The sequence below is a fragment of the Streptomyces sp. NBC_01294 genome, from assembly GCF_035917235.1.
In the GTDB taxonomy this organism is placed as follows: Bacteria; Actinomycetota; Actinomycetes; order Streptomycetales; family Streptomycetaceae; genus Streptomyces; species Streptomyces caledonius.
Genome location: NZ_CP108423.1, coordinates 6,303,371 through 6,323,339, shown reverse-complemented (window position 1 = coordinate 6,323,339; position 19,969 = coordinate 6,303,371). Strand labels below are relative to the sequence as shown.

The 19,969-nt window shown below is 73.6% G+C and carries 15 protein-coding genes and 1 pseudogene; 5 read left to right on the top strand and 11 right to left on the bottom strand.

The annotated features are described in order from the left end of the window. Window positions 1-398 precede the first annotated feature (398 nt). The 3 genes from OG534_RS28585 to OG534_RS28575 all read left to right on the top strand — a co-directional run bounded on the left by OG534_RS28585 (window position 399) and on the right by OG534_RS28575 (window position 5,486). Entirely contained in the window at window positions 399-2,165 is a 1,767-nt protein-coding gene (locus OG534_RS28585) for a glycoside hydrolase family 15 protein (RefSeq protein WP_326593920.1), read from the top strand. Between the two features lie 152 nt (window positions 2,166-2,317). Continuing rightward, window positions 2,318-3,700: an FAD-binding oxidoreductase gene (locus tag OG534_RS28580; RefSeq protein WP_326591774.1), complete on the top strand. Its 1,383-nt coding sequence runs from the start codon at window positions 2,318-2,320 to the stop codon at window positions 3,698-3,700. 160 nt (window positions 3,701-3,860) lie between these two features. Next, a complete protein-coding gene (locus OG534_RS28575; RefSeq protein ID WP_326591773.1) occupies window positions 3,861-5,486 on the top strand; it encodes a PucR family transcriptional regulator in 1,626 nt (541 codons plus the stop codon). Between the two features lie 318 nt (window positions 5,487-5,804). Here OG534_RS28575 and OG534_RS28570 read toward each other — a convergent pair whose 3' ends face one another. The 5 genes from OG534_RS28570 to OG534_RS28550 form a co-directional block, all read right to left on the bottom strand. After that, complete coding sequence (locus OG534_RS28570) at window positions 5,805-6,929, bottom strand: glycosyltransferase family 4 protein (RefSeq protein ID WP_326591772.1); 1,125 nt, start codon at window positions 6,927-6,929, stop codon at window positions 5,805-5,807. Window positions 6,930-7,216: 287 nt separating this feature from the next. Continuing rightward, entirely contained in the window at window positions 7,217-8,941 is a 1,725-nt protein-coding gene (recN, locus tag OG534_RS28565) for a DNA repair protein RecN (RefSeq protein ID WP_326593919.1), read from the bottom strand. A 118-nt stretch (window positions 8,942-9,059) separates the two neighbouring features. Then, entirely contained in the window at window positions 9,060-9,968 is a 909-nt protein-coding gene (locus tag OG534_RS28560; protein ID WP_326591771.1) for an NAD kinase, read from the bottom strand. Beyond that, window positions 9,965-10,780: a TlyA family RNA methyltransferase gene (locus OG534_RS28555; protein ID WP_326591770.1), complete on the bottom strand. Its 816-nt coding sequence runs from the start codon at window positions 10,778-10,780 to the stop codon at window positions 9,965-9,967. Before OG534_RS28555 ends, OG534_RS28560 begins: the two co-directional genes overlap by 4 nt. 7 nt (window positions 10,781-10,787) lie before the next feature. Further along, window positions 10,788-11,060, bottom strand: coding sequence for a hypothetical protein (locus OG534_RS28550; protein ID WP_326591769.1), 273 nt, complete (start codon window positions 11,058-11,060; stop codon window positions 10,788-10,790). Window positions 11,061-11,124: 64 nt separating this feature from the next. Between OG534_RS28550 and OG534_RS28545 the strand changes: the two genes are divergently transcribed. Continuing rightward, window positions 11,125-11,472: an SCP2 sterol-binding domain-containing protein gene (locus tag OG534_RS28545; protein WP_326591768.1), complete on the top strand. Its 348-nt coding sequence runs from the start codon at window positions 11,125-11,127 to the stop codon at window positions 11,470-11,472. 297 nt (window positions 11,473-11,769) lie between these two features. Here OG534_RS28545 and OG534_RS28540 read toward each other — a convergent pair whose 3' ends face one another. The 4 genes from OG534_RS28540 to OG534_RS28525 are packed head-to-tail and all read right to left on the bottom strand — an operon-like array spanning window position 11,770 to window position 15,943. Next, window positions 11,770-12,636 (bottom strand): ABC transporter ATP-binding protein, encoded by an 867-nt coding sequence (locus OG534_RS28540; protein ID WP_326591767.1) that lies wholly within the window; start codon window positions 12,634-12,636, stop codon window positions 11,770-11,772. Continuing rightward, entirely contained in the window at window positions 12,633-13,694 is a 1,062-nt protein-coding gene (locus tag OG534_RS28535; RefSeq protein WP_326593917.1) for a FecCD family ABC transporter permease, read from the bottom strand. Before OG534_RS28535 ends, OG534_RS28540 begins: the two co-directional genes overlap by 4 nt. Window positions 13,695-13,732: 38 nt before the next feature. Then, window positions 13,733-14,800: a FecCD family ABC transporter permease gene (locus OG534_RS28530; RefSeq protein ID WP_385164037.1), complete on the bottom strand. Its 1,068-nt coding sequence runs from the start codon at window positions 14,798-14,800 to the stop codon at window positions 13,733-13,735. Window positions 14,801-14,851: 51 nt separating this feature from the next. After that, window positions 14,852-15,943, bottom strand: coding sequence for an HAD-IIA family hydrolase (locus OG534_RS28525; protein WP_326591765.1), 1,092 nt, complete (start codon window positions 15,941-15,943; stop codon window positions 14,852-14,854). Window positions 15,944-16,029: 86 nt separating this feature from the next. Between OG534_RS28525 and OG534_RS28520 the strand changes: the two genes are divergently transcribed. Then, on the top strand, window positions 16,030-17,301 hold the full coding sequence (locus OG534_RS28520; protein ID WP_326591763.1) for a DUF1015 domain-containing protein: 1,272 nt from the start codon (window positions 16,030-16,032) through the stop codon (window positions 17,299-17,301). 67 nt (window positions 17,302-17,368) lie between these two features. Here OG534_RS28520 and OG534_RS28515 read toward each other — a convergent pair whose 3' ends face one another. Together OG534_RS28515 and OG534_RS38730 are read right to left on the bottom strand one after the other, a co-directional pair. Then, window positions 17,369-18,229, bottom strand: a complete 861-nt coding sequence (locus tag OG534_RS28515) for a tetratricopeptide repeat protein (RefSeq protein WP_326593914.1) — start codon at window positions 18,227-18,229, stop codon at window positions 17,369-17,371. A 210-nt stretch (window positions 18,230-18,439) separates the two neighbouring features. Further along, window positions 18,440-19,204, bottom strand: a pseudogene (locus tag OG534_RS38730) (tetratricopeptide repeat protein); the annotation flags it as partial. Between the last annotated feature and the right edge of the window lie 765 nt (window positions 19,205-19,969).

Genomic DNA, 19,969 nt, shown 5'->3' with positions numbered 1-19,969 from the left:
CACCGGTCCACGGGGTACCAGCCTATCAGCGCCCGGGCCGGTCCGCCTCCGGCCACGCGGCGCGCACACCGGCCGCACACCCTCCGCGAGCGCGCCGAAGTGCGCCGGGGCGGCGTACCGCCTGCTCACCCGTTCGGCCGAACGCCATTCTTCCGCGGCTTACGGAGATCACTAGGGTGCCGTCATATCCTGCTCGGATATTGCACACATCACCGCCGGGCAGTCCGTCAGACGGCCTAACCGAGCCGATATACGGAATCATGGGCTCAACGCGGAGATCCCTGCACACAGGAGACCGCGCAACCGCGCAATGCAAGCGCCCTTCGGGGCGGACGTGGCCGTTCGACTGGAGATGCAACGTGTCCGGGCGCATCGAGGATTACGCACTGATCGGGGACATGCAGACCGCGGCGTTGGTCTGCCGGGACGGGGCGGTGGACTGGTTGTGCCTGCCCCGGTTCGACTCCCATGCCGTGTTCGCGAGCATTCTCGGCACCGAGGATCACGGGTTCTGGCGGATCGGCCCGGCGTTCCCGGCCGGCTCCGAGGCCCCGCGTGCCACCCGCCGCCGCTACCGCGGCGAATCGCTGGTGCTGGAGTCCGAGTGGGAGACCCCGCGCGGCACCGTCCGCGTGATCGACTTCATGCCGCCCCGCGAGGATCACGCGCCGCAGCTGATCCGCATCGTGGAGGGCGTCAGCGGACGCGTCCCGATGCGCTCGGCCCTGCGGATGCGCTTCAGCTACGGGCGGGTCGTGCCCTGGGTGCACAAGGTCGACGGGCGGACCGTCGCCGTCGCCGGCCCCGACTCGGTCTGGCTGGACACCGACGCGCAGACCTACGGCAAGGACCTGACGACGTACTCCGACTTCACCGTCGGCCCCGGCGACCGGAGGGCCTTCAGCATCAGCTGGCAGCCCTCGCACAAGGGCGCCCCGGAGGCCCCCGACGCCGAGGCGGCCCTGGAGTCGACCGCCGAGTTCTGGCGCGAGTGGGTCGACCAGTGCACGTACCACGGGCCCTACCGGGAGGCCGTGGTCCGCTCCCTCGTCACGCTCAAGGCCCTCACGTACGGCCCCACGGGCGGGATCGTCGCCGCGCCGACCACCTCCCTCCCGGAGGAGATCGGCGGGGTCCGCAACTGGGACTACCGCTACACCTGGTTGCGGGACGCGGCCATCACCCTCTCCTCGCTGCTGCGCACCGGCTACCGCGAGGAGGCCCGCGCCTGGCGCGAGTGGCTGCTGCGCGCGGTGGCCGGCGACCCGGAGAACCTGCAGATCATGTACGGGATCGCGGGCGAGCGGGAGCTCGGCGAGACCGAGCTGGACTGGCTGCCCGGCTACGAGGACTCCCGCCCGGTCCGCGTCGGCAACGGCGCCGCGGGCCAGCTCCAGCTCGACGTGTACGGCGAGGTCACCGAGGCCCTGCACCTGGGCCACATGACCGGCCTGGCCCGCAGCGACTACGCCTCGCTGCTCCAGCTCAAGCTGATCCGCTACCTGGAGACCCACTGGGACCAGCCGGACGAGGGCATTTGGGAGGTGCGCGGCCCGCGCCGCCACTTCGTGCACTCGAAGGTGATGGCGTGGGTGGCCGTGGACCGCACGATCAAGCTGATCGAGAGCGGGGACGCGGACGGCCCGCTGGAGCGGTGGCGCGAACTGCGCGACGAGATCCACCAGGACGTGTGCGAGAAGGGCTACGACAAGGAGCGCAACACCTTCACCCAGTCGTACGGGTCGAAGGAGCTGGACGCCTCCCTGCTGCTGATTCCGCAGATGGGCTTCCTGCCGCCGGACGACAAGCGGGTCATCGGCACCATCGAGGCGATCCAGCGCGAGCTGTCCACGCCCGACGGTTTCATCCTGCGCTACCCGACGGCGGGCGAGGAGGCCGGCGTGGACGGCCTGGAGGGCGACGAGGGGGCGTTCCTCGCCTGTTCGTTCTGGATGGCCGACGACCTGGCGATGATCGGCCGGGTGGACGAGGCGCGGCGGCTGTTCGAGCGGCTGCTGTCGCTGCGCAACGACCTGGGGCTGCTGGCGGAGGAGTGGGACCCGCGGCTCCAGCGTCAGGTCGGGAACTTCCCGCAGGCCTTCAGCCACGTTCCGCTGATCGACACGGCGCTGCGGCTGACGGCGAGCGGGGCGTACGGCGGTTAGGGCGGTTGGGGCGGTGAGAACGCCGCGTCCGGATCGCCGGGCGCGGCCCGCCGACCGCCGGCGGGCAGGTGTCCGCCCCGCCGCGCCCCGGTGATCCCCTCCGCCTACGCTGGAAGGGTCCGATGCCCTCCCTCCGGTGGAAGGGGGCAGCCATGGCTCCCCTCTCGAAGGCGGGCGCGGCGCTGACCGCGCTCCGCGAGGACCTGTCCGGCGAGGTGTTCACTCCGGAGGATCCGGGCTACGACGGGGCCCGGACCATCTTCAACGCGATGATCGACCGCAGGCCGGCCGTCATCGCCCAGTGCGCGAGCGCGGCGGACGTCGTGACCGCCGTGCGCTTCGCGCGGGACCTGGACCTGAACATCGCCGTGCGCGGCGGCGGGCACAGCGTGGCCGGGATGTCCCTCAACGACGGCGGCCTCGTGGTGGACCTGCGCCGGATGCACGAGGTGACGGTCCACCCGGCGGCCAGGTCCGCGCACATCGAGGGCGGGGCCACGATGAGCCACCTAGACCTGGCGTGCGAACCGTACGCGCTGGCGACCACCGGCGGCCGGGCCTCCACCACCGGCGTCGGCGGCTACGTACTGGGCGGCGGCAGCGGCTGGCTCGACCGGAAGTTCGGCCTGGCGGTGGACAACCTGCTGGGCGTGGACCTGGTCACCGCCGAGGGCGAGCTGGTCCACGCGACCGAGGAGGACCATCCCGAGCTGTTCTGGGGGCTGCACGGCGGCGGCGGGAACTTCGGCATCGCCACCTCGCTGACCCTGCGGCTGCACGAACTGCCCGCCATGTCGATCGCGTTCCTGCTCTACCTGCCGGAGCGCGGCCCCGAGGTGGTCCGTGCGTACCGGGACATCATCGAGGCCGCACCGCCGGAGGCGTCCGGCGCCGCCCTCTACGTGACCGGCCCGCCCGAGGAGTTCGTCCCGCCGCACCTGGTCGGCCTGCTGCTGGCCGGCGCGCTGCTGACGTACGCGGGCCCCGAGGAGGAGATGCGCAGGCTGGCGGCGCCGCTGCTGGCGATCCCGCACGAGTCCGAGATCGTCCAGGCCATCCCCTACGCCGAGCTGCAGTGCATGATCGACGACCCGCCCGGGATGCGGAACTACTGGTCGGCGGAGTACCTCACCAGCGCGCCGGACGAGTTCGTGGACGTCTTCTGCGCGCGCGCCGGGTCCATGCCGGTGCCGACCGGCACCCAGCACCTGATCTTCCCGCAGGGCGGCGCCATCGCCTCCGGCCCGGCCGACTACCCCGTGCCGTACCGCGACGCGCCGTGGGCGGTGCACCCGTTCGGGATCTGGGAGGACGAGGCCGACGACGACCGGTGCCGGCAGTGGGTCAAGGACGTCCGCGCCGACGTCCAGCCGTGGAGCACCGGCGCGGTCTACCTCAATTTCACCGGGGACGAGGGCCGCGACCGGGTGGTCTCGGGCCTCGGCGACGAGAACATGCAGCGGCTGGGCGCGCTGAAGCGGCAGTACGACCCGGACAACGTCTTCCGGTTCAACCACAACATCCGACCCGCCTGAGCGCGCGGCCGGGCTGCGGCATGACGCACGCCACCGCCGACACACCGTCCGATAATCTCCCCTTCCGGGTGATGGGCCGTCGGGCCGGACGGGGGTACGCGGGCCCCCCGGAGGGGGGAGTGATGTGATCGGAACAGAGCGCCCGGTACCGTCCGGCGATATGGACAACCAGGGCGGGATCACGGTTCAGCGGGCACTGGAGCTGCCGGGGCTGCGCAGCGGGCTGCCGGAGGTGGTGGCCTGCGCCGACCGCCTGGGCCGGACCGTCCGCTGGGTGCACGCGGGCGAGGTGCCGAACATCGCCTCCCTCCTCAAGGGCGGTGAACTCCTGCTGACCACGGGCCTCGGCCTCGGCACCCGGCCGGCCGAACAGCGTGCCTTCGTACGCCGCCTCGCCGACCGGGGCATCGCCGCACTGGTGGTCGAGCTGGGCCCGCGCTTCACCCGGCTGCCGGCGACGATCGTGGAGACCGCGCGCTCGGCGGGCCTGCCGCTGGTCCAGCTCCACCGGGAGGTCCCCTTCGTCACGGTCACGGAGGAGGTCCACACCGAGATCGTCAACCACCACTACGCGCTGCTCCAGCGGGCCGAGGAGGTCCACCGGCGCTGCACGGAAGCCCTGTTGGGCGGCGGCGGCATCCCCCAGGTCCTGCGGATCCTGGCCGACTTCACGGGGAACCCGGTCTTCCTCGAGACCCCGGACGGGCAACTGCTGTACGCGGCGGGCAGCTCGGCCGGGGACGCGGGTGCGGACCCGCTCCAGGTGTGGGAAGGCCTACGGGGCCAGCGCGAGGCCGAGCCGTCGGCGAACACGGTGGTGGTCGACGTACCGGGCGGGGGCCACGGCACGGGTTCGGTCCGGGCCCGGGTCGTCCTGGTCGGGGTGTCGGCTCCACTGCTGCCGGTGCACCGGATGGCGGCCGAGCGCACAGCCGGCGTGCTGGCCGTCGTCCTGATGCAGGCACGGCAGGAGGAGGAGCTGGCGGCACGCGGCCGCGGCGACTTCCTGACCGACCTGGCGGAGGGCCGCATCTCGGCGGAGGACGCCCCGGCCCAGGCCCGCGTCCTGGGCTTCAAGCCGGGCGGGGGTCCGCTGCTGCCGGTGGTGATGCGGCTGTCGACGGACCTCGGCCCGTCCGGGAACTGGGCGGTCCTCGCCCGTGCGGTCCTGGAGGAGCTGTCGTCCGTCGGGGTCCCGGTCCTGCTGGGGGTCCGCCCGGTGGAAGGCCGCGTCCCGCTGCTCGTGTCCCTGCGGGCCGAATCGGAGCGCACGGCGGTGGCGGACCGGGTCGCGGCCGCCCTGCGGGCGGGCGTCGAACGCGCCGGCCTGGACCGCGCGACCACTGCCCCGCCGGCGGTGGTCGTCGGCGTCGCGGGCGGCTGGGCGGCGGCCTCGGCGGGCCTGCGCCACGCCGCGGAGACGGCCACGGCGGCGCACGGCCTGCCGGCCCGCCCCTGGTACGACGCGAGGCGCCTGGACATCGACCTGCTGCTGTGGCGGTTGCGCGAACACCCCGACCTGGCGGCGTTCGTGGACCGCGCGATCGGCCCGCTGCGGGTGCACGACACGGCTTCGCGGCCGCCGCTGCTGCCGACGCTGGAGACGTACCTGGCCCATGCGGGCCGCAAGGCGGAGACGGCCCGCGAGCTCCACCTGAACCGCCAGACCCTCTACAACCGGCTGGCCCGCATCTCGGAACTCCTGGGCACGGACCTGGACGACCCCGAAACGGTCCTCTCCCTGAGCCTGGCCCTCCGCGCCCGCCGCCACACGACTTCTTCTTGACGCGCCGCTCGCACCGCTCGGCCGCGAGCGGCCTCCCGGGCTTCGCGCCGCTGCGCCGGGACTCCGTCCGTCGGCCCTGAGCGGGGTCTCCGCCACCGCCGACGGTCGCCGTTCGGGAGGGCGGGTGCGGGTAGGTGGCCGTGCGGGGGCTGTCCCCTGCCCTCCCTTCCACCGTTCCCTGGGGCTTCGCCCCAGACCCCTGACGGCGCTCCGCGCCCGCGCCTCAAACGCCGGCGGGGCTGAAGATCCAGCCTCGCCGGCGTTTGAGGCCCGGGGGCTCGGGGGCAGCGCCCCCGCAGCGGTGCCGCAGGCGGGCTGTTACCGGCGGCGGCGTTCCATCAGCTCGTCGTAGACGGACAGGACCTGCGCGACGGTGTCGTCCTCCGACGGCCACGTCGCGGCCTGCACCCGCCCCGCCGCGGCCAACGCACCCCGCCGCTCCGGATCCGCCAGCAGCCCGGTCACGGCCGAGGCGAGGGCTCCCGCATCCCCCGGAGGGACCAGTACCGCCCCCTCCCCCACCAGCTCCGGCACGCCCCCCACCGCCGTGGCCACCAGCGGCACCCCCACCCGCAGCGCCTCCTGCGCCAGCAGCGCCCGCGCCTCCCACCGGCTCGGCAGCACCGCCAGGTCCGCCGCGGCCAGCAGCTGCGCCGCGTCCCGGCGGCGCCCCAGCAGTCGTACCGGGAGCGCCTCGGCCTCGATCCGCCGGGACAGTTCGGCCCGTAGCGGCCCCTCCCCCGCGATCACCAGCAGCGGCGCGGGTTCCAGCGCCCGCCACTCCCGCGCCGCGTCGAGCAGTACGGAGTACCCACGGTGCGGCACCAGGCTCCCGACCGCGATCAGCAACGGCCGCTCCACCGCACCCAGTTCCGCCCGGACCTTGCCGGGATCCGCGGCCGCCTCCGGGCCGCCGGGGCCCGCCGGGACGGCCACCGGCGCCAGCCGCGCGTCCCTGGCGCCCCGCAGCCGCGCGAGGTCCACCTGGTCCGAGGAGGCCCCGAGCACCACCGCCGCGGCCCGCGCCACGTGCCGTTCGAGCATCCGGCTCAGCCGCCCGAGCGCACCGGCGGCCGTCGGGCCGTCGCCGTGCCAGCTCACCACCAGCGGCACCCGGCGCCCCCGCATGGCCAGCGCGGCGCGCATTCCTGCCCGTACGCCGTGCGCGTGCACGACGTCGGCCCCGGCGCACGCGGCCCGCAGCACGCTCACCGCGTCGGGAGCGAACTGCGCCCCGGCACCGGTGAAGTCGTACTCGCCCTCCACCCGGACGGGCGCGCACACCGTCACCCGGACACCGCGCGCGGCGAGGCCCGTCGCGAGCGAGCGCACGTGGGCGCTGCTGCCCGCGCCCGCGCCGCCGCCGAGCACCTGGACGGTGCGGAGCGGCTGCCTTCCGTAGGGCTGGGCCGGGACGGGGGTGGAGACCGGGGAGCTGCTCACGGGCCGAAGCTCCAGGGTGAGGGAGTCAGAGACTTCGCCAAGGATGCCAGTCCGCACGCGCGTTCCGGGACCATACGGGTGCGGATCCCGTGGGAGATACCGCCGGACACCCCTCAGCCTCACCCACACGGACTAGTGCCGCGTCCTCCCGGTGACTCCGATCACCAGGCGCGGACACGGCGAGCCCGGAACGCCGACACGGCGAAGGGCCCGACACGGCGAAGGGCCCGGAACGGCGAAGGGCCCGGAACGGCGTACGTCCCGGGCCCTCCGCACGCCGTGTCGTCTCAGGCGTCCGCGCGCGCCGCCGCCAGGAGCTCCTCGGCGTGCGCACGCGCCGAGGCCGAGTCCTCGTGCCCGGCCAGCATGCGCGACAGTTCGCGGATGCGGTCCTCGCCCTCCAGGACGGTGACCCCGCTGCGGGTGACCGAGCCGTCGTTGGTCTTCTCGACCAGCAGCTGACGGTCCGCGAAGGCCGCCACCTGCGGCAGGTGCGTGACGACCACGACCTGCGCCGACTTGGCCAGCTTCGCCAGCCGCCGGCCCACCTCGACGGCCGCCTTGCCGCCGACTCCCGCGTCCACCTCGTCGAAGAGGTACGTGGGCACCGGGTCGGAGCCCGCGAAGACGACCTCCACGGCCAGCATCACCCGGGACAGCTCACCGCCCGAGGCGCCCTTGGCGATCGGCCGCGGCTGGGCCCCGGGGTGCGGGGCCAGCAGCAGTTCGACCTCGTCCGTGCCGGAGGGGCCGTAGGCGACCGGGCGGCCGTCCACGTCCACGCCCTCGGGGTCCTCGGCCTGCCGGACGTCGATCGTCACGCGGGCGTGCGGCATCGCCAGCGAGGCCAGTTCCTCCGTCACCGCGGAGGCGAAGCGCGTCGCCGCCTCCACCCGGGCGTCCGTCAACGCCTGTGCCAGCAGGGACAGTTCGGAGCGCAGCCCGTCCCGCTCGGCGGTCAGCTCGGTGATCCGCTCGTCGTCGCCGTCCAGCTCCAGCAGCCGCGCCGCGCCCTGCTCGGCCCACGCCAGCACGGCGTCCACGGTGCCCTCGGAGCCGTACTTGCGCGTCAGCTGGGTGAGCGCCGCCCGCCGCTCCTCCACAGCGGCCAGCCGCAGCGGATCGGCGTCCAGGTCGTCGGCGTAGCCCGCCAGCTCCCCGGCCACGTCGGACAGCAGGATGCCCAGCTCCCCGATCCGTTCGGCGAGCGAGCCGAGCGCCGGGTCGTGCGACCGTACGGATTCCAGTGCCCGGTGGGCGCCGGCGACGAGCATGTTCGCGTCGATGGCCTCCGGGTCCTCGGGGTTGCCCGCGAGCGCGGCGTGCGCCACCTGGGCGGCCGAGGCCAGCGATTCGGCGTGCCCGAGCCGCTCGGCCTCCGCCGCCAGTTCGGTGTCCTCGCCGGCCACCGGTTCCACGGCCGCGATCTCGTCCAGCCCGAAGCGCAGCAGGTCCGCCTCCTGGGCCCGCTCCCGGGCCCGGGTGGTGATCTCCTCCAGCTCGACGGCGACCGCGCGCAGCCTGCGGTAGGCCGAGCCGTACTTCTCCAGGGGGACGGCGACGGCGTCCCCGGCGTACCGGTCGAGCGCCTGCCTCTGCCGGGCCGGCCGCAGCAGCCCCTGCTGGTCGGTCTGCCCGTGTACGGCGACCAGGTCGTCCGCGAGTTCGCCGAGCAGGCCGACGGGCACGGCGCGGCCGCCGACGTGTGCGCGCGAGCGCCCCTCGGCGGACACGGTCCGGCTGATCAGCAGGGCGCCGTCGTCGAGCTCGGCCCCGGCCTCCTCGGCGCGTACCGCCGCGGGGGCGTCCGGGCGCATGACGATGCGGCCCTCGACCACCGCCGCCTTGGCCCCGATCCGCACCAGGGCCGGGTCGGCGCGACCGCCGAGCAGCAGCCCGAGGCTGGTGACGACCATCGTCTTGCCCGCGCCGGTCTCGCCGGTCACCGCGGTGAAACCGGGCGACAGCTCGACCACCGCGTCGTCGATGACCCCGAGCGACCGTATCCGCATCTCCTGAAGCACGGGACGACGATACCGAGGTTTCACCGGTGCCATGTGACGTCACCCGCCCCGAGTTCTCCGAACGGATGTGCTATTAAGGCGGCGGGCCGGCCACCCGGCCACGTTCCTAGTGCGGCGCCCCGCGCCAACCCGACACCGGCAGCGCGAACTTCGCGACGAGCCGGTCCGTGAACGACGCGTGGTGCAGCCGGGCGAGCCGCACGGGAACCGCCCCCCGCCGGACTTCCACACGGGCCCCGGCCGGCAGCTCCAGCATCCGCCGGCCGTCGCACCACAGCACTCCGTGCGGGGTGCCGTTCTGCACTTCGACCGCCAGAACCGAGTCCGGGGAGGTCACCAGCGGCTTCGCGAACAGCGCGTGCGCGCTGATCGGCACCATCAGCAGCGCCTCCACCTCCGGCCAGACCACCGGCCCGCCCGCGGAGAAGGCGTAGGCCGTCGAGCCCGTCGGAGTCGCGCAGACGATCCCGTCGCAGCCGAAACCGGTCACCGGGCGCCCGTCGATCTCCAGGACCACCTCCAGCATCCGCTCCGGGGACACCTTCTGGACCGCGGCCTCGTTCAGTGCCCAGTCCCGGTGGACCACGTCGCCGTTGGTGCGCACGATCACGTCGAGGGTCATCCGCTCCTCGACCTCGTACGAGCGCGACACCACCCGGTCCACGACCTTGTCCAGGTCGTCGCGCTCGGCCTCGGCGAGGAAGCCGACCCGGCCGAGGTTCACGCCCAGCATCGGCACGCCCGAGGCGCGCGCGAACTCCGCGCCCCGCAGCAGGGTCCCGTCCCCGCCCAGCACGATCAGCAGCTCACACCCGTCGAGCACGCCCGGGGTGGACTCGGTGACCAGCTCCACCTCGGGAGGCAGCGGCAGGTCCACCGCCTCGTGGTCGAAGACCCGTACGCCCAGCCCGCATCTGAGCAGCCCCTTCACGACCAGCTCGGCGCTGCGGATGGCCGCCGGCCGCCCGGTGTGCGCGAGCAGGAAGACGGTGCGTTCCCCCGATGAATCTGTCACTGCGGCCCCTCCACCACTGCACGGTCAACATCCGCCGGGTCGAGGGCCGGTGCCCCCGCCCGCAGCCACAGAAAGTACTCGACGTTCCCCGACGGCCCCGGCAGCGGACTCGCCGTCACGCCCAGGACCCCCAGGCCCAGCTTCGCCGCCTGCGCCGCGACCTCGCGCACCGCCCCGGCCCTCAGCTCCGGGCTGCGCACCACGCCGCCGCTGCCCAGCCGGTCCTTGCCGACCTCGAACTGCGGCTTGACCATCAGCACCAGGTCCGCGTCCGGCGCGCAGCACCGTACGAGCGCGGGCAGCACCAGCCCGATGGAGATGAAGGACAGATCGCCGACGACGAGATCCACGGGAAGCCCGTCGATCTGCTCGACCGTCAGCTCGCGGACGTTCGTCCGGTCCTTGACGGTGACCCGGTCGTCGCTCTGCAGCGACCAGGCGAGCTGCCCGTAGCCGACGTCGACGGCCACGACGTGGGCCACGCCCGCGCGCAGCAGCACATCGGTGAACCCGCCGGTGGAGGCGCCGGCGTCGAGCGCCCGGCGGCCCTCGACGCGCAGCCCCTGCGGCTGGAAGGCCGCCAGCGCGCCCGCGAGCTTGTGGCCGCCGCGGGAGACGTAGTCGGGGTCGCTGTCGTCCTTGAGGACCACGAGGGCCGCGCTGGTCTCGACCTGCGTGGCGGCCTTGGTCGCGGTGGTGCCGCCCACGGTCACCCGGCCCGCGGCGATCAGCTGCGCGGCGTGCTCGCGCGAGCGGGCCATGCTGCGGCGTACCAGTTCGGCGTCCAGGCGGCGGCGTGCCACTCCTGCCACGTTCGGTTCAGCTCCTGTTTTCGTACGGACCAGGGACGGGCGGTGCGTCCAGCGCGGTCAGCGCCTCGCGCAGCCCCCGGTGGACATCCTCGTACACAGCGACGTGTCCGTCCGCCGCGAGGTGGTCCGCGTCCGCCAGCCGCGCCAGGTGCGCGTCCACTCCGGCGTGTCCGGTGGGCGTGCGTACGATGCCCAGCGCCACGGGCCCGGCGGCGGCCCCGGCCACGGCCCCGGCTTCGCCCTGGGCATCGGCCCGGGTCTCGGCAGCTTCGTCGGTCATGCCCCGACGCTACCCCGAAGCGCCCCGCGACCACGCACGGCTCTGCGGTACGGTCGTGATCACGATGGCTACGATCCAGGAGTGCCGCGAAGCACTCGACAACCTCTCCGGCACTCTCGCGCGGGCCGACGGCGACGTGCGCGGCGCGACCGCGTTCGACCGCTCCCTGAGCTGCCACATCACGGACCTCGACCAGACGTTCACGGGCCGCCTCGACGCGGGCCGGATCCGGGTGGACGCGGTCGCCCCCGGCCCGCCGGCGCACAAGGCGGAGATCCGCCTCGCGATGACGGGCGACGACCTGGTCGCGCTGGTGGCGGGCGAACTGAAGTTCGCCAAGGCCTGGGCCTCCGGCCGAGTAAAACTGGAAGCCGGCTTCCGCGACCTACTCCGCCTGAAATCCCTCCTGTAGCCCGGCCGGCCAACCCCAGCCCCGCACATCCAGCCCCGCCGGCGTTTGAGGCGCGGGGTCCGGGGCGGAGCCCCGATCTTGAGCCCCGCCGGCGTTTGAGGCGCGGGGTCCGGGGCGGAGCCCCGATCTTGAGCCCCGCCGGCGTTTGAGGCGCGGGGTCCGGGGCGGAGCCCCGATCTTGAGCCCCGCCGGCGTTTGAGGCGCGGGGTCCGGGGCGGAGCCCCGATCTTTGAGCCTCGCCGGCGATTGAGGCGCGGGTCCGGGCAGCGTCCAGGCACGGCACCGGCTCCGCACCCGCTACACCGCGGCCCCGCCCCCGACCCCCGCCCGAACCCTCCGCGCCGCCGGAATCACCAACGGCGTCCCCGTCTCCGGATCGTCGATGATCTGGCAGCGCAGCCCGAACACCTTCTCCACCAGCTCCGCGGTGACCACCTCCGCCGGCGGCCCCTCCGCGACGACCTCCCCGCCCCGCATCGCGATCAGGTGCGTGGCGTAACGCGCGGCGTGGTTGAGGTCGTGCAGCACCGCGACCAACGTCCGCCCCTGCTCCTCGTGCAGCTCGGCACACAGGTCCAGCACGTCGATCTGGTGCTGGATGTCCAGGTACGTCGTCGGCTCGTCGAGCAGCAGCAGCGGGGTCTGCTGCGCCAGCGCCATCGCGATCCACACCCGCTGCCGCTGCCCGCCCGAGAGCTCGTCCACGGCCCGGTCGGCGAGCTCGGCGACCCCGGTCGAGGCCATCGACTCGTTCACCACCCGCTCGTCCTCGGCCGACCACTGCCGCAGCAGCCCCTGGTGCGGATACCGGCCGCGTGAGACCAGGTCGGCCACCGTGATGCCGTCCGGCGCGATCGAGGACTGCGGAAGCAGGCCCAGCGTCTTGGCGACCTTCTTCGCCGGCATCGACCCGATGGCCTGCCCGTCCAGCAGCACCCGCCCGGCGGACGGCTTCAGCATCCGCGACAGGGCCCGCAGCAGCGTGGACTTGCCGCAGGCGTTGGGGCCGACGATCACCGTGAAGGAGTTGTCGGGGATCTCCACCGACAGGTTCTCGGCGATGACCCGCTGGTCGTAGCCGAGGGTCACGTTCTCCGCGGTCAGCCGCTGCACTTGCTTGCTCCTCAGTTCTCGATGCGTCGCGGCCCGGTCGGTCGCGGTCATATACGTCCGGCCTTGCGCTCGATGACGAGCAGCCAGAGCAGGTAGACACCGCCGACGAGCCCGGTGACCACGCCCACGGGCAGCTGGTCGGCGCCGAACGCCCGCTGCGAGGCCCAGTCGGACACCATCAGCAGCACCGCGCCCATCAGCGCGGCGGACAGCAGGTTCCCGCCGGGCGAGCGGGTCAGCCGCCGGGCCAGCTGCGGCGCGGCCAGCGCGACGAAGCTGATGGGCCCGGCCGCGGCGCTCGCCGCGGTGGTGAGCAGGATCGCCGCGAGCATCAGCAGCAGCCGCGTGCGCTCCACCCGCACCCCGAGGGCGTACGCGGCGTCGTCGCCCATCTCCATCATCCGCAGGGCCCGGCCCTGCCCGAGGATCAGCGGGAAGAGCACCGCGCAGACCCCGAGCAGCGGCCACACCTGCGCCCAGTCCCGGCCGGCCAGCGAGCCGGTCAGCCAGACCATGGCACGGGTGGCCTCGATCATCTGGGCCTTGGTGATCAGGTACTGGATCACGGCGATGAGCACGGCGGAGGCGCCGATTCCGACCAGCACCAGCCGGTAGCCCTGGATGCCCTGCTTGTACGCCAGCAGGTAGACGACGACTCCGGCGAGCAGACCGCCGACCAGCGCGCCGACGGCCACCGCGGTGGCATCGCCCTTGAACAGGATGATGACGACGAGCGCGCCGACCACCGAGCCGTACCCGAAGCCCAGCAGGTCCGGGGAACCGAGGGGGTTGCGGGAGACGGACTGGAAGACGGCTCCGGCCATCCCGAGGGCGGCGCCCACGAGCAGGGCGACCAGGACCCGTGGCAGCCGCAGGTCGTTGACGATGAAGTCGTTGGCGGGGGTGCCGTTGCCCAGCAGGGTCTGTACGACGTCCCACGGTGCGATCTGGAAGTCGCCGGTGCCGGTGAGCAGGACGGCCAGCGCGAACGCCAGGACGGTGAGCAGGACCCCGACCGCCAGGGCGCGCCGCTCGACGCGCAGCGAGATGCCGCCGGGCAGGTGCAGCCGGCGGGGCCCGGACCGGCCCTTCCGGGGTGCTTCGGTCACGGTCGCGGTCGCGGTTTCGGCCGCGGTCGTGGTCGTGGTCACAGCTGGGCCATCCTCTTGCGCCGAACCAGGTAGATGAAGACGGGGCCGCCGATGAGCGCGGTGACGACGCCGACCTGCAGTTCGGCGGGCCGGGTGACGACCCGTCCGACGACGTCGGCGCCGAGCAGCAGGACGGGCGACAGGACGGCCGAGTACGCGAGCACCCAGCGCATGTCGGGCCCGGTGAACGCCCGGACGAGGTGCGGGATCATCAGCCCGATGAAGACGATGGGGCCGCACGCGGCGGTCGCGGCACCGCACAGCAGGGTGACGGCGATCATCGCGCCGATCCGAGTCCGCGTCAGGTGGGCGCCGAGCGCCCGCGCCGTGTCGTCGCCCATCGCCATCGCGTTGAGCGGCCGGCCCAGCATCAGCGCGAGCACCGCGCCGACGAGCAGGAAGGGGGCCACCTGGCGGACGGTGTCCATGTTGGCCGAGGCCAGCGAGCCCACCGTCCAGAAGCGCAGCTTGTCCAGCGCCTTGCTGTCCATGAGCTGCACGGCGTTGATGTAGCCGACGAGGGCCGCGCTGGCCGCCGTACCGGCGAGCGCGAGGCGCACCGGCGTCGCGCTGCGGCTGCCGCCGAGCACGTAGACGACGACCGAGACGACGGCGGCGCCGAGGAAGGCCCACCACACGAACTCGCTCAGCGAACTCGCGCCGAAGAAGCTGATCGCGGAGACCACGGCGGCCGCGGCGCCGGCGTTGACGCCGAGGATGCCGGGCTCGGCCAGCGGATTGCGGGTCAGCGCCTGCATCACGGCGCCGGACAGGCCGAGTCCGAGCCCGACCATCAGGCCGAGGAGCGTGCGCGGGACCCGCAGGTCCCGCACCACCACGTCGGAGGGCGTTCCCGCATACGCGAACAGGCCGTGCCAGACCTCGTCCAGGGGCATCTGCTTGGCGCCCACGGCGATGCTCACGACCGCGATCACTGCCAGCACCGCTAGGGCGGCGAGCAGACCGGCGGCGCGCACGGCATGGCGCGGGCGGGCTACGGCGGCGTCGGCGCCCTGTTCGGGCGCCGCGCTCCGTTCGGGTTCAGGAGGACTCTCGACCAACACGGAGGTTAGGTTAGCCTAGCCTCCGCCCCGCACGGGTCCCCCGGTCGGCCCCTAAAGACCCAGCCTGGCCAGCGCCTTCGCCGCGTATAGCGTGCAGACGCCGTCCCCGGCCGCCGTCCAGGCCGCCGCGCACAGGGCGCGCAGCCCGTCGATCGGATCGACGTCCGCCCCGCCGTCCCGGTCTTCCCCACCCGCCTCGCCCGCCTCGCTTGCCTCACCCGCCGCGCGCAGTTCGAGCACGCCGCTGTTCAGCGCGACCGCCGTCCAACCGCCGCAGCGGAACCCGTCCTCGACCGGCTCCACCTCCGGCTGCCCGGCCAGCAGCCCGCGCAGGTCCCGGTCCACGTACGTCGGCCGGTGCCGCGGCTCGGCCCGCAGCAGCTGCTCCGCGTCCGTCACCCCGGTCAGCACCAGCAGCGAGTCCACCTCCCCGTTGAAGGCGCCCTCGATGTCGGTGTCCAGCCGGTCCCCGACCACGAGCGGCCGCTCCGCCCCGGTCCGCAGCACGGTCTCCCGGTGCATCGGGGGCAGCGGCTTGCCCGCCACCTGCGGCTCCGCGCCCGTGGCGATCCGTACGACCTCCACCGCGGCCCCGTTGCCCGGCGCGATCCCCCGCGCCCCCGGGATCGTCAGGTCGGTGTTCGACGCGAACCACGGCACCCCGCGGTTGATCGCGTACGAGGCCTCCGCGAACCGCCCCCACGCCAGATCGGGCCCCCCGTACCCCTGGACGACCGCCGCGAGACCCTCCTCCTCGGCCGACTCCACCGGTACGAGGCCCCGCTCGCGCAGCGCGACCCGCAGCCCCTCCCCGCCGATCACCAGCACCTTGGACCCCGGCTCCACCTGCTCCGCGATCAGCCGGGCCACCGCCTGCGCCGAGGTGATCACCTCATCCGCCTCCGTGGGGATGCCGAGCTCGCCCAGGTGCTCCGCGACAGCGTCCGGGGTGCGGAGCGCGTTGTTCGTGACGTAGGCGAGGTGCATCCCGTCGGCCCGGGCCGAGGCGAGGGACTCCACCGCGTGCGCGATGGCCTCTCCGCCCGCGTACACCACTCCGTCCAGGTCCAGCAGAGCGGTGTCGTACGCCTGGTGCAGACTCTGCTCACACGCCGCGGGACTGGTCCTGATCTGCCGGGTCATCCTTGCCGCTCCCCACACTGTCGATCTTGTCCGATTCCGTCTGCCCCGATCATCCCGCATGACGAGACGCGACTTACCATGCACCAATGACCACATCTGGTACCGCGGACGACGGGCTGCGCCTGATCCCGTTCCATGGCCTGCGCTACGTCCCGGAACGTGTCGGCAGCCTCGCCGCCGTCACCTCGCCGCCGTACGACGTGGTCGTGCGCCCCGACGGAGTCGACCACCTCGAATCCGCCGACCCGCACAACATCGTCCGCCTGATCCTCCCCCAGGCGGGTACCCCGGACGCGCGCAACGAACAGGCCGCGCGCACCCTGAACGACTGGCTCGCCGAAGGCATCCTCAGCGCCGACCCCGAGCCCGCGCTCTACGTCTACGAGCAGCGCAAGGCCGGTCTGCTGCAGCGCGGCATCATCGGCGCACTCGCCCTGTCCGCCGCCGACGCCGGCGTCGTCCTGCCCCACGAGGACGTCATGCCGGACGTGGTCACCGACCGGGCCGGCCTGATGCGGGCCACCTCCGCGAACCTCGAACCCCTCCTCCTCACCTACCGGGGCGACGACCCGGGCGCGGGGGCGGCGGCGGTCGTCGAGCGGACCTCCCGGCGCGCGCCCCTGCTGTCGACCACCACCGAGGACGGCTTCCAGCACCGCCTCTGGGCCATCACGAACCCGGACGAGCTCGCCGCGGTCACGGCCGATCTCAGCCACCACCAGGCCCTCATCGCGGACGGCCACCACCGCTGGGCGACCTACCTGCGCCTCCAGGGGGAGCACGCCTCCCCCACCGCCTGGGACTTCGGCCTGGTCCTCCTCGTGGACACCGCCCGCTACCCGCTCCAGGTCCGCGCCATCCACCGGATGCTGCGCCGCCTCCCGGTCGCCGACGCCCTCGCCGCCCTCGACGGCCACTTCCGGGTCCGCCCGGTCGACGGGCCGCTCCCGCTGGCCCTGGAGTCCCTCGCGGACTCCGCGGAACGGGGCAACGCCTTCCTCCTCACCGGCGACGGCACCTTCCACCTGGTCACCGATCCCGACCTGGCCCTCCTCGACCGCACGGTCCGGCACGACCGCCCCGAGGCCTGGCGCCGGCTGGACGCCACCGTCCTGCACGAGACGCTGCTCGACGCCCTCTGGCACGTCCCGGACACCCCGGACCAGATCACGTACATCCACGACGCCGCGTCCACCGTGGCGATGGCCGAACGCCACGGGGGGACCGCGGTCCTGCTGCATCCCGTACGGGAGGAAGTCGTACGGGACCTGGCCCGCCAGGGCGTGACCATGCCCCGCAAGTCCACCTCCTTCGGCCCGAAGCCGGCCACCGGCCTGGTCCTGCGGGGCCTGGACTGACCTGCTCCGGACATGAGGAAGGGCGGTACCCCGACCGGGGTACCGCCCTTCCTCACTTCACCGTGCCTCAGGCCTTGTCGCGGCCCGTGTCCGGCTCGTCGTCCTCGACGTCGGCGTCGGAGTCGGCCTCGGAGTCGGCCTCGGACTGCTCCAGCGGCTCGTACTCCTCGTCGTCCTCGTCGTAGTACTCGGCGACGTCGGTGGCGCGCTCGGCCGCGGCGATCTCCGCCGCGTCCTCACCCTCCTCCTCGTCGTCCTCGTCCTCGTCCTCGTCGACGTCGATGTCGGACAGGTCGACCGCGGCGTCGACGAACTCGACACCGTCGAGCTCGGCGAGGCGGTCGGAGGCGTCGGTGGCCCCGTCCTTGTCCGCTTCGAGGGTCTTGCCGAACCACTCGCGCGCCTCGTCCTCACGACCGGCCGCCAGCAGGGCGTCGGCGTAGGCGTACCGCAGGCGCGCGGTCCAGGGCTGGACGGAGCTGGAGGCCAGCTCCGGGCTCTGCAGGGTCACGATGGCCGCTTCGAGCTGGCCCTGGTCCCGCCGGGCACCGGCCGCGACGAGACGCATCTCGACCTGGCCGGCCTTGTCCAGCTTCTGCACCTCGGGCTCGCCGGCCATGGCCAGCGCCCGCTCCGGGCGGCCGAGGCCGCGCTCGCAGTCGGCCATGACGGGCCACAGCTCGACGGAGCCGGTCATGCGCTTGGCGGCACGGAACTCCGCGAGGGCCTCGCTGTACTTCTGCGTGGCGTACGCGGCGAAGCCGGCGGCCTCGCGGACGGCGGCGACGCGGGAGGCCAGCCGCAGGGCGATGCGCGAGTACGCGTACGCCTGCTCGGGCTCGTCGTCGATCAGACGCGCGACCATGACCAGGTTCTTGGAGACTTCTTCGGCCAGACCCTTGGGCAGGCTCAGCAGCTCCTGGCGCACATCGGAGTCGATCTCGAAGCCGGTGACGTCGTCGTCGATCGGAAGCCGCTTGACCGGGTCACGGTCGGAGCGGTACTCAGGACGGTCGCCGCCACGGTCATCGCGACCACGGTAGCCACCACGGTCACCACCGCGATCGTCACGGCCGCCACGGAACCCGCCACGGTCGCCACCCCGGTCGTCACGACGGGGGTAGGCCGGGCGGTCGCCGCCACGGTCGTCACGGCCACCGCGGAAACCACCACGGTCGTCATCACGGCGGGGGTACGACGGACGGTCGCCACCGCGGTCGTCACGGCGGAAACCGCCGCCACCACCCGAGGGACGGTCACCACGGTCATCACGACGCGGGTACGACGGACGGTCGCCACCGGAGGGGCGGTCGCCACGGTCGTCACGACGCGGGAAGCTCGGACGGTCGCCACCACGGTCGTCACGACGGAAACCGCCGCCACCACCCGAGGGACGGTCACCACGGTCGTCACGACGCGGGTACGACGGACGGTCGCCACCACGGTCGTCACGGCCGCCACGGAAACCACCGCGGTCGTCATCCCGACGGGGGTACGACGGACGGTCGCCACCGCGGTCATCGCGACGCGGGTAGGACGGACGGTCGCCGCCACGGTCGTCACGACGGAAACCGCCGCCACCACCGGAGGGACGGTCGCCACGGTCATCACGACGGGGGTACGACGGACGGTCGCCACCGCGGTCGTCACGACGGAAACCGCCGCCACCACCGGAGGGACGGTCACCACGGTCATCACGACGCGGGTAGGACGGGCGGTCGCCACCGGAGGGGCGGTCGCCACGGTCGTCACGACGCGGGAAGCTCGGACGGTCGCCGCCACGGTCGTCACGACGGAAACCGCCGCCACCACCGGAGGGACGGTCACCACGGTCGTCACGACGCGGGTACGACGGACGGTCGCCGCCGGAAGGGCGGTCGCCACGGTCATCGCGACGGGGGTAGGACGGACGGTCGCCGCCACGGTCGTCACGGCCGCCACGGAAACCACCGCGGTCGTCATCGCGACGGGGGTAGGACGGACGGTCGCCACCGCGGTCATCACGACGCGGGTAAGAGGGACGGTCGCCACCAGCGCCGGCAGGACGCCCACCACGGTCGTCACGGCGGAAGCCGCCGCCACCACCGGAGGGACGGTCACCACGGTCATCGCGGCGGAAGCCGCCGCCACCGCCGGAGGGGCGGTCGCCACGGTCGTCACGACGCGGGAAGCTGGGACGGTCGCCACCACGGTCATCGCGGCGGAAACCGCCGCCGCCACCGGAGGGACGGTCACCGGAGGGACGACCACCACGGTCGTCGTCACGGCGGGGGTAGCTGGGGCGGTCGCCACCGCGGTCATCACGACGCGGGTAGGAGGGACGGTCGCCACCAGCACCGGCGGGACGCCCACCACGGTCATCGCGACGGAAACCGCCGCCGGCGCCTGCCGGGCGACCACCACGGTCGTCACGACGGAACGGCGGACGGTCGCCACCACGGTCGTCACGGCCCCCGCGGTAGCCGCCCCTGTCACCGCCGTCGTTGCGCCGAGGCTCGCGCTCCGGACGATCGTCGGGAGAGTTGGACATGGGTGTGACTCCTGTCTTCGGGGTACCGCTAGTCATTCTCGCGCAACCAACCCATGGCCGCGCTTCGGCGTAAAGAGGTAAAAACAAAAAAGGACCCTTGGTCCAGCGTTGAACGCTGGACCAAGGGTCCTTTGAAAG

Bases quoted from the DNA above. Each gene is read 5' to 3' on its own strand.
- OG534_RS28520 (WP_326591763.1), top strand. From the start codon at position 16,030: ATGACCACATCTGGTACCGCGGACGACGGGCTGCGCCTGATCCCGTTC.
- OG534_RS28525 (WP_326591765.1), bottom strand. From the start codon at position 15,943: ATGACCCGGCAGATCAGGACCAGTCCCGCGGCGTGTGAGCAGAGTCTG.
- OG534_RS28575 (WP_326591773.1), top strand. From the start codon at position 3,861: ATGGACAACCAGGGCGGGATCACGGTTCAGCGGGCACTGGAGCTGCCG.
- OG534_RS28585 (WP_326593920.1), top strand. From the start codon at position 399: ATGCAGACCGCGGCGTTGGTCTGCCGGGACGGGGCGGTGGACTGGTTG.
- OG534_RS28545 (WP_326591768.1), top strand. From the start codon at position 11,125: ATGGCTACGATCCAGGAGTGCCGCGAAGCACTCGACAACCTCTCCGGC.
- OG534_RS28580 (WP_326591774.1), top strand. From the start codon at position 2,318: ATGGCTCCCCTCTCGAAGGCGGGCGCGGCGCTGACCGCGCTCCGCGAG.
- OG534_RS28540 (WP_326591767.1), bottom strand. From the start codon at position 12,636: ATGACCGCGACCGACCGGGCCGCGACGCATCGAGAACTGAGGAGCAAG.
- recN (WP_326593919.1), bottom strand. From the start codon at position 8,941: ATGCGGATACGGTCGCTCGGGGTCATCGACGACGCGGTGGTCGAGCTG.
- OG534_RS28550 (WP_326591769.1), bottom strand. From the start codon at position 11,060: ATGACCGACGAAGCTGCCGAGACCCGGGCCGATGCCCAGGGCGAAGCC.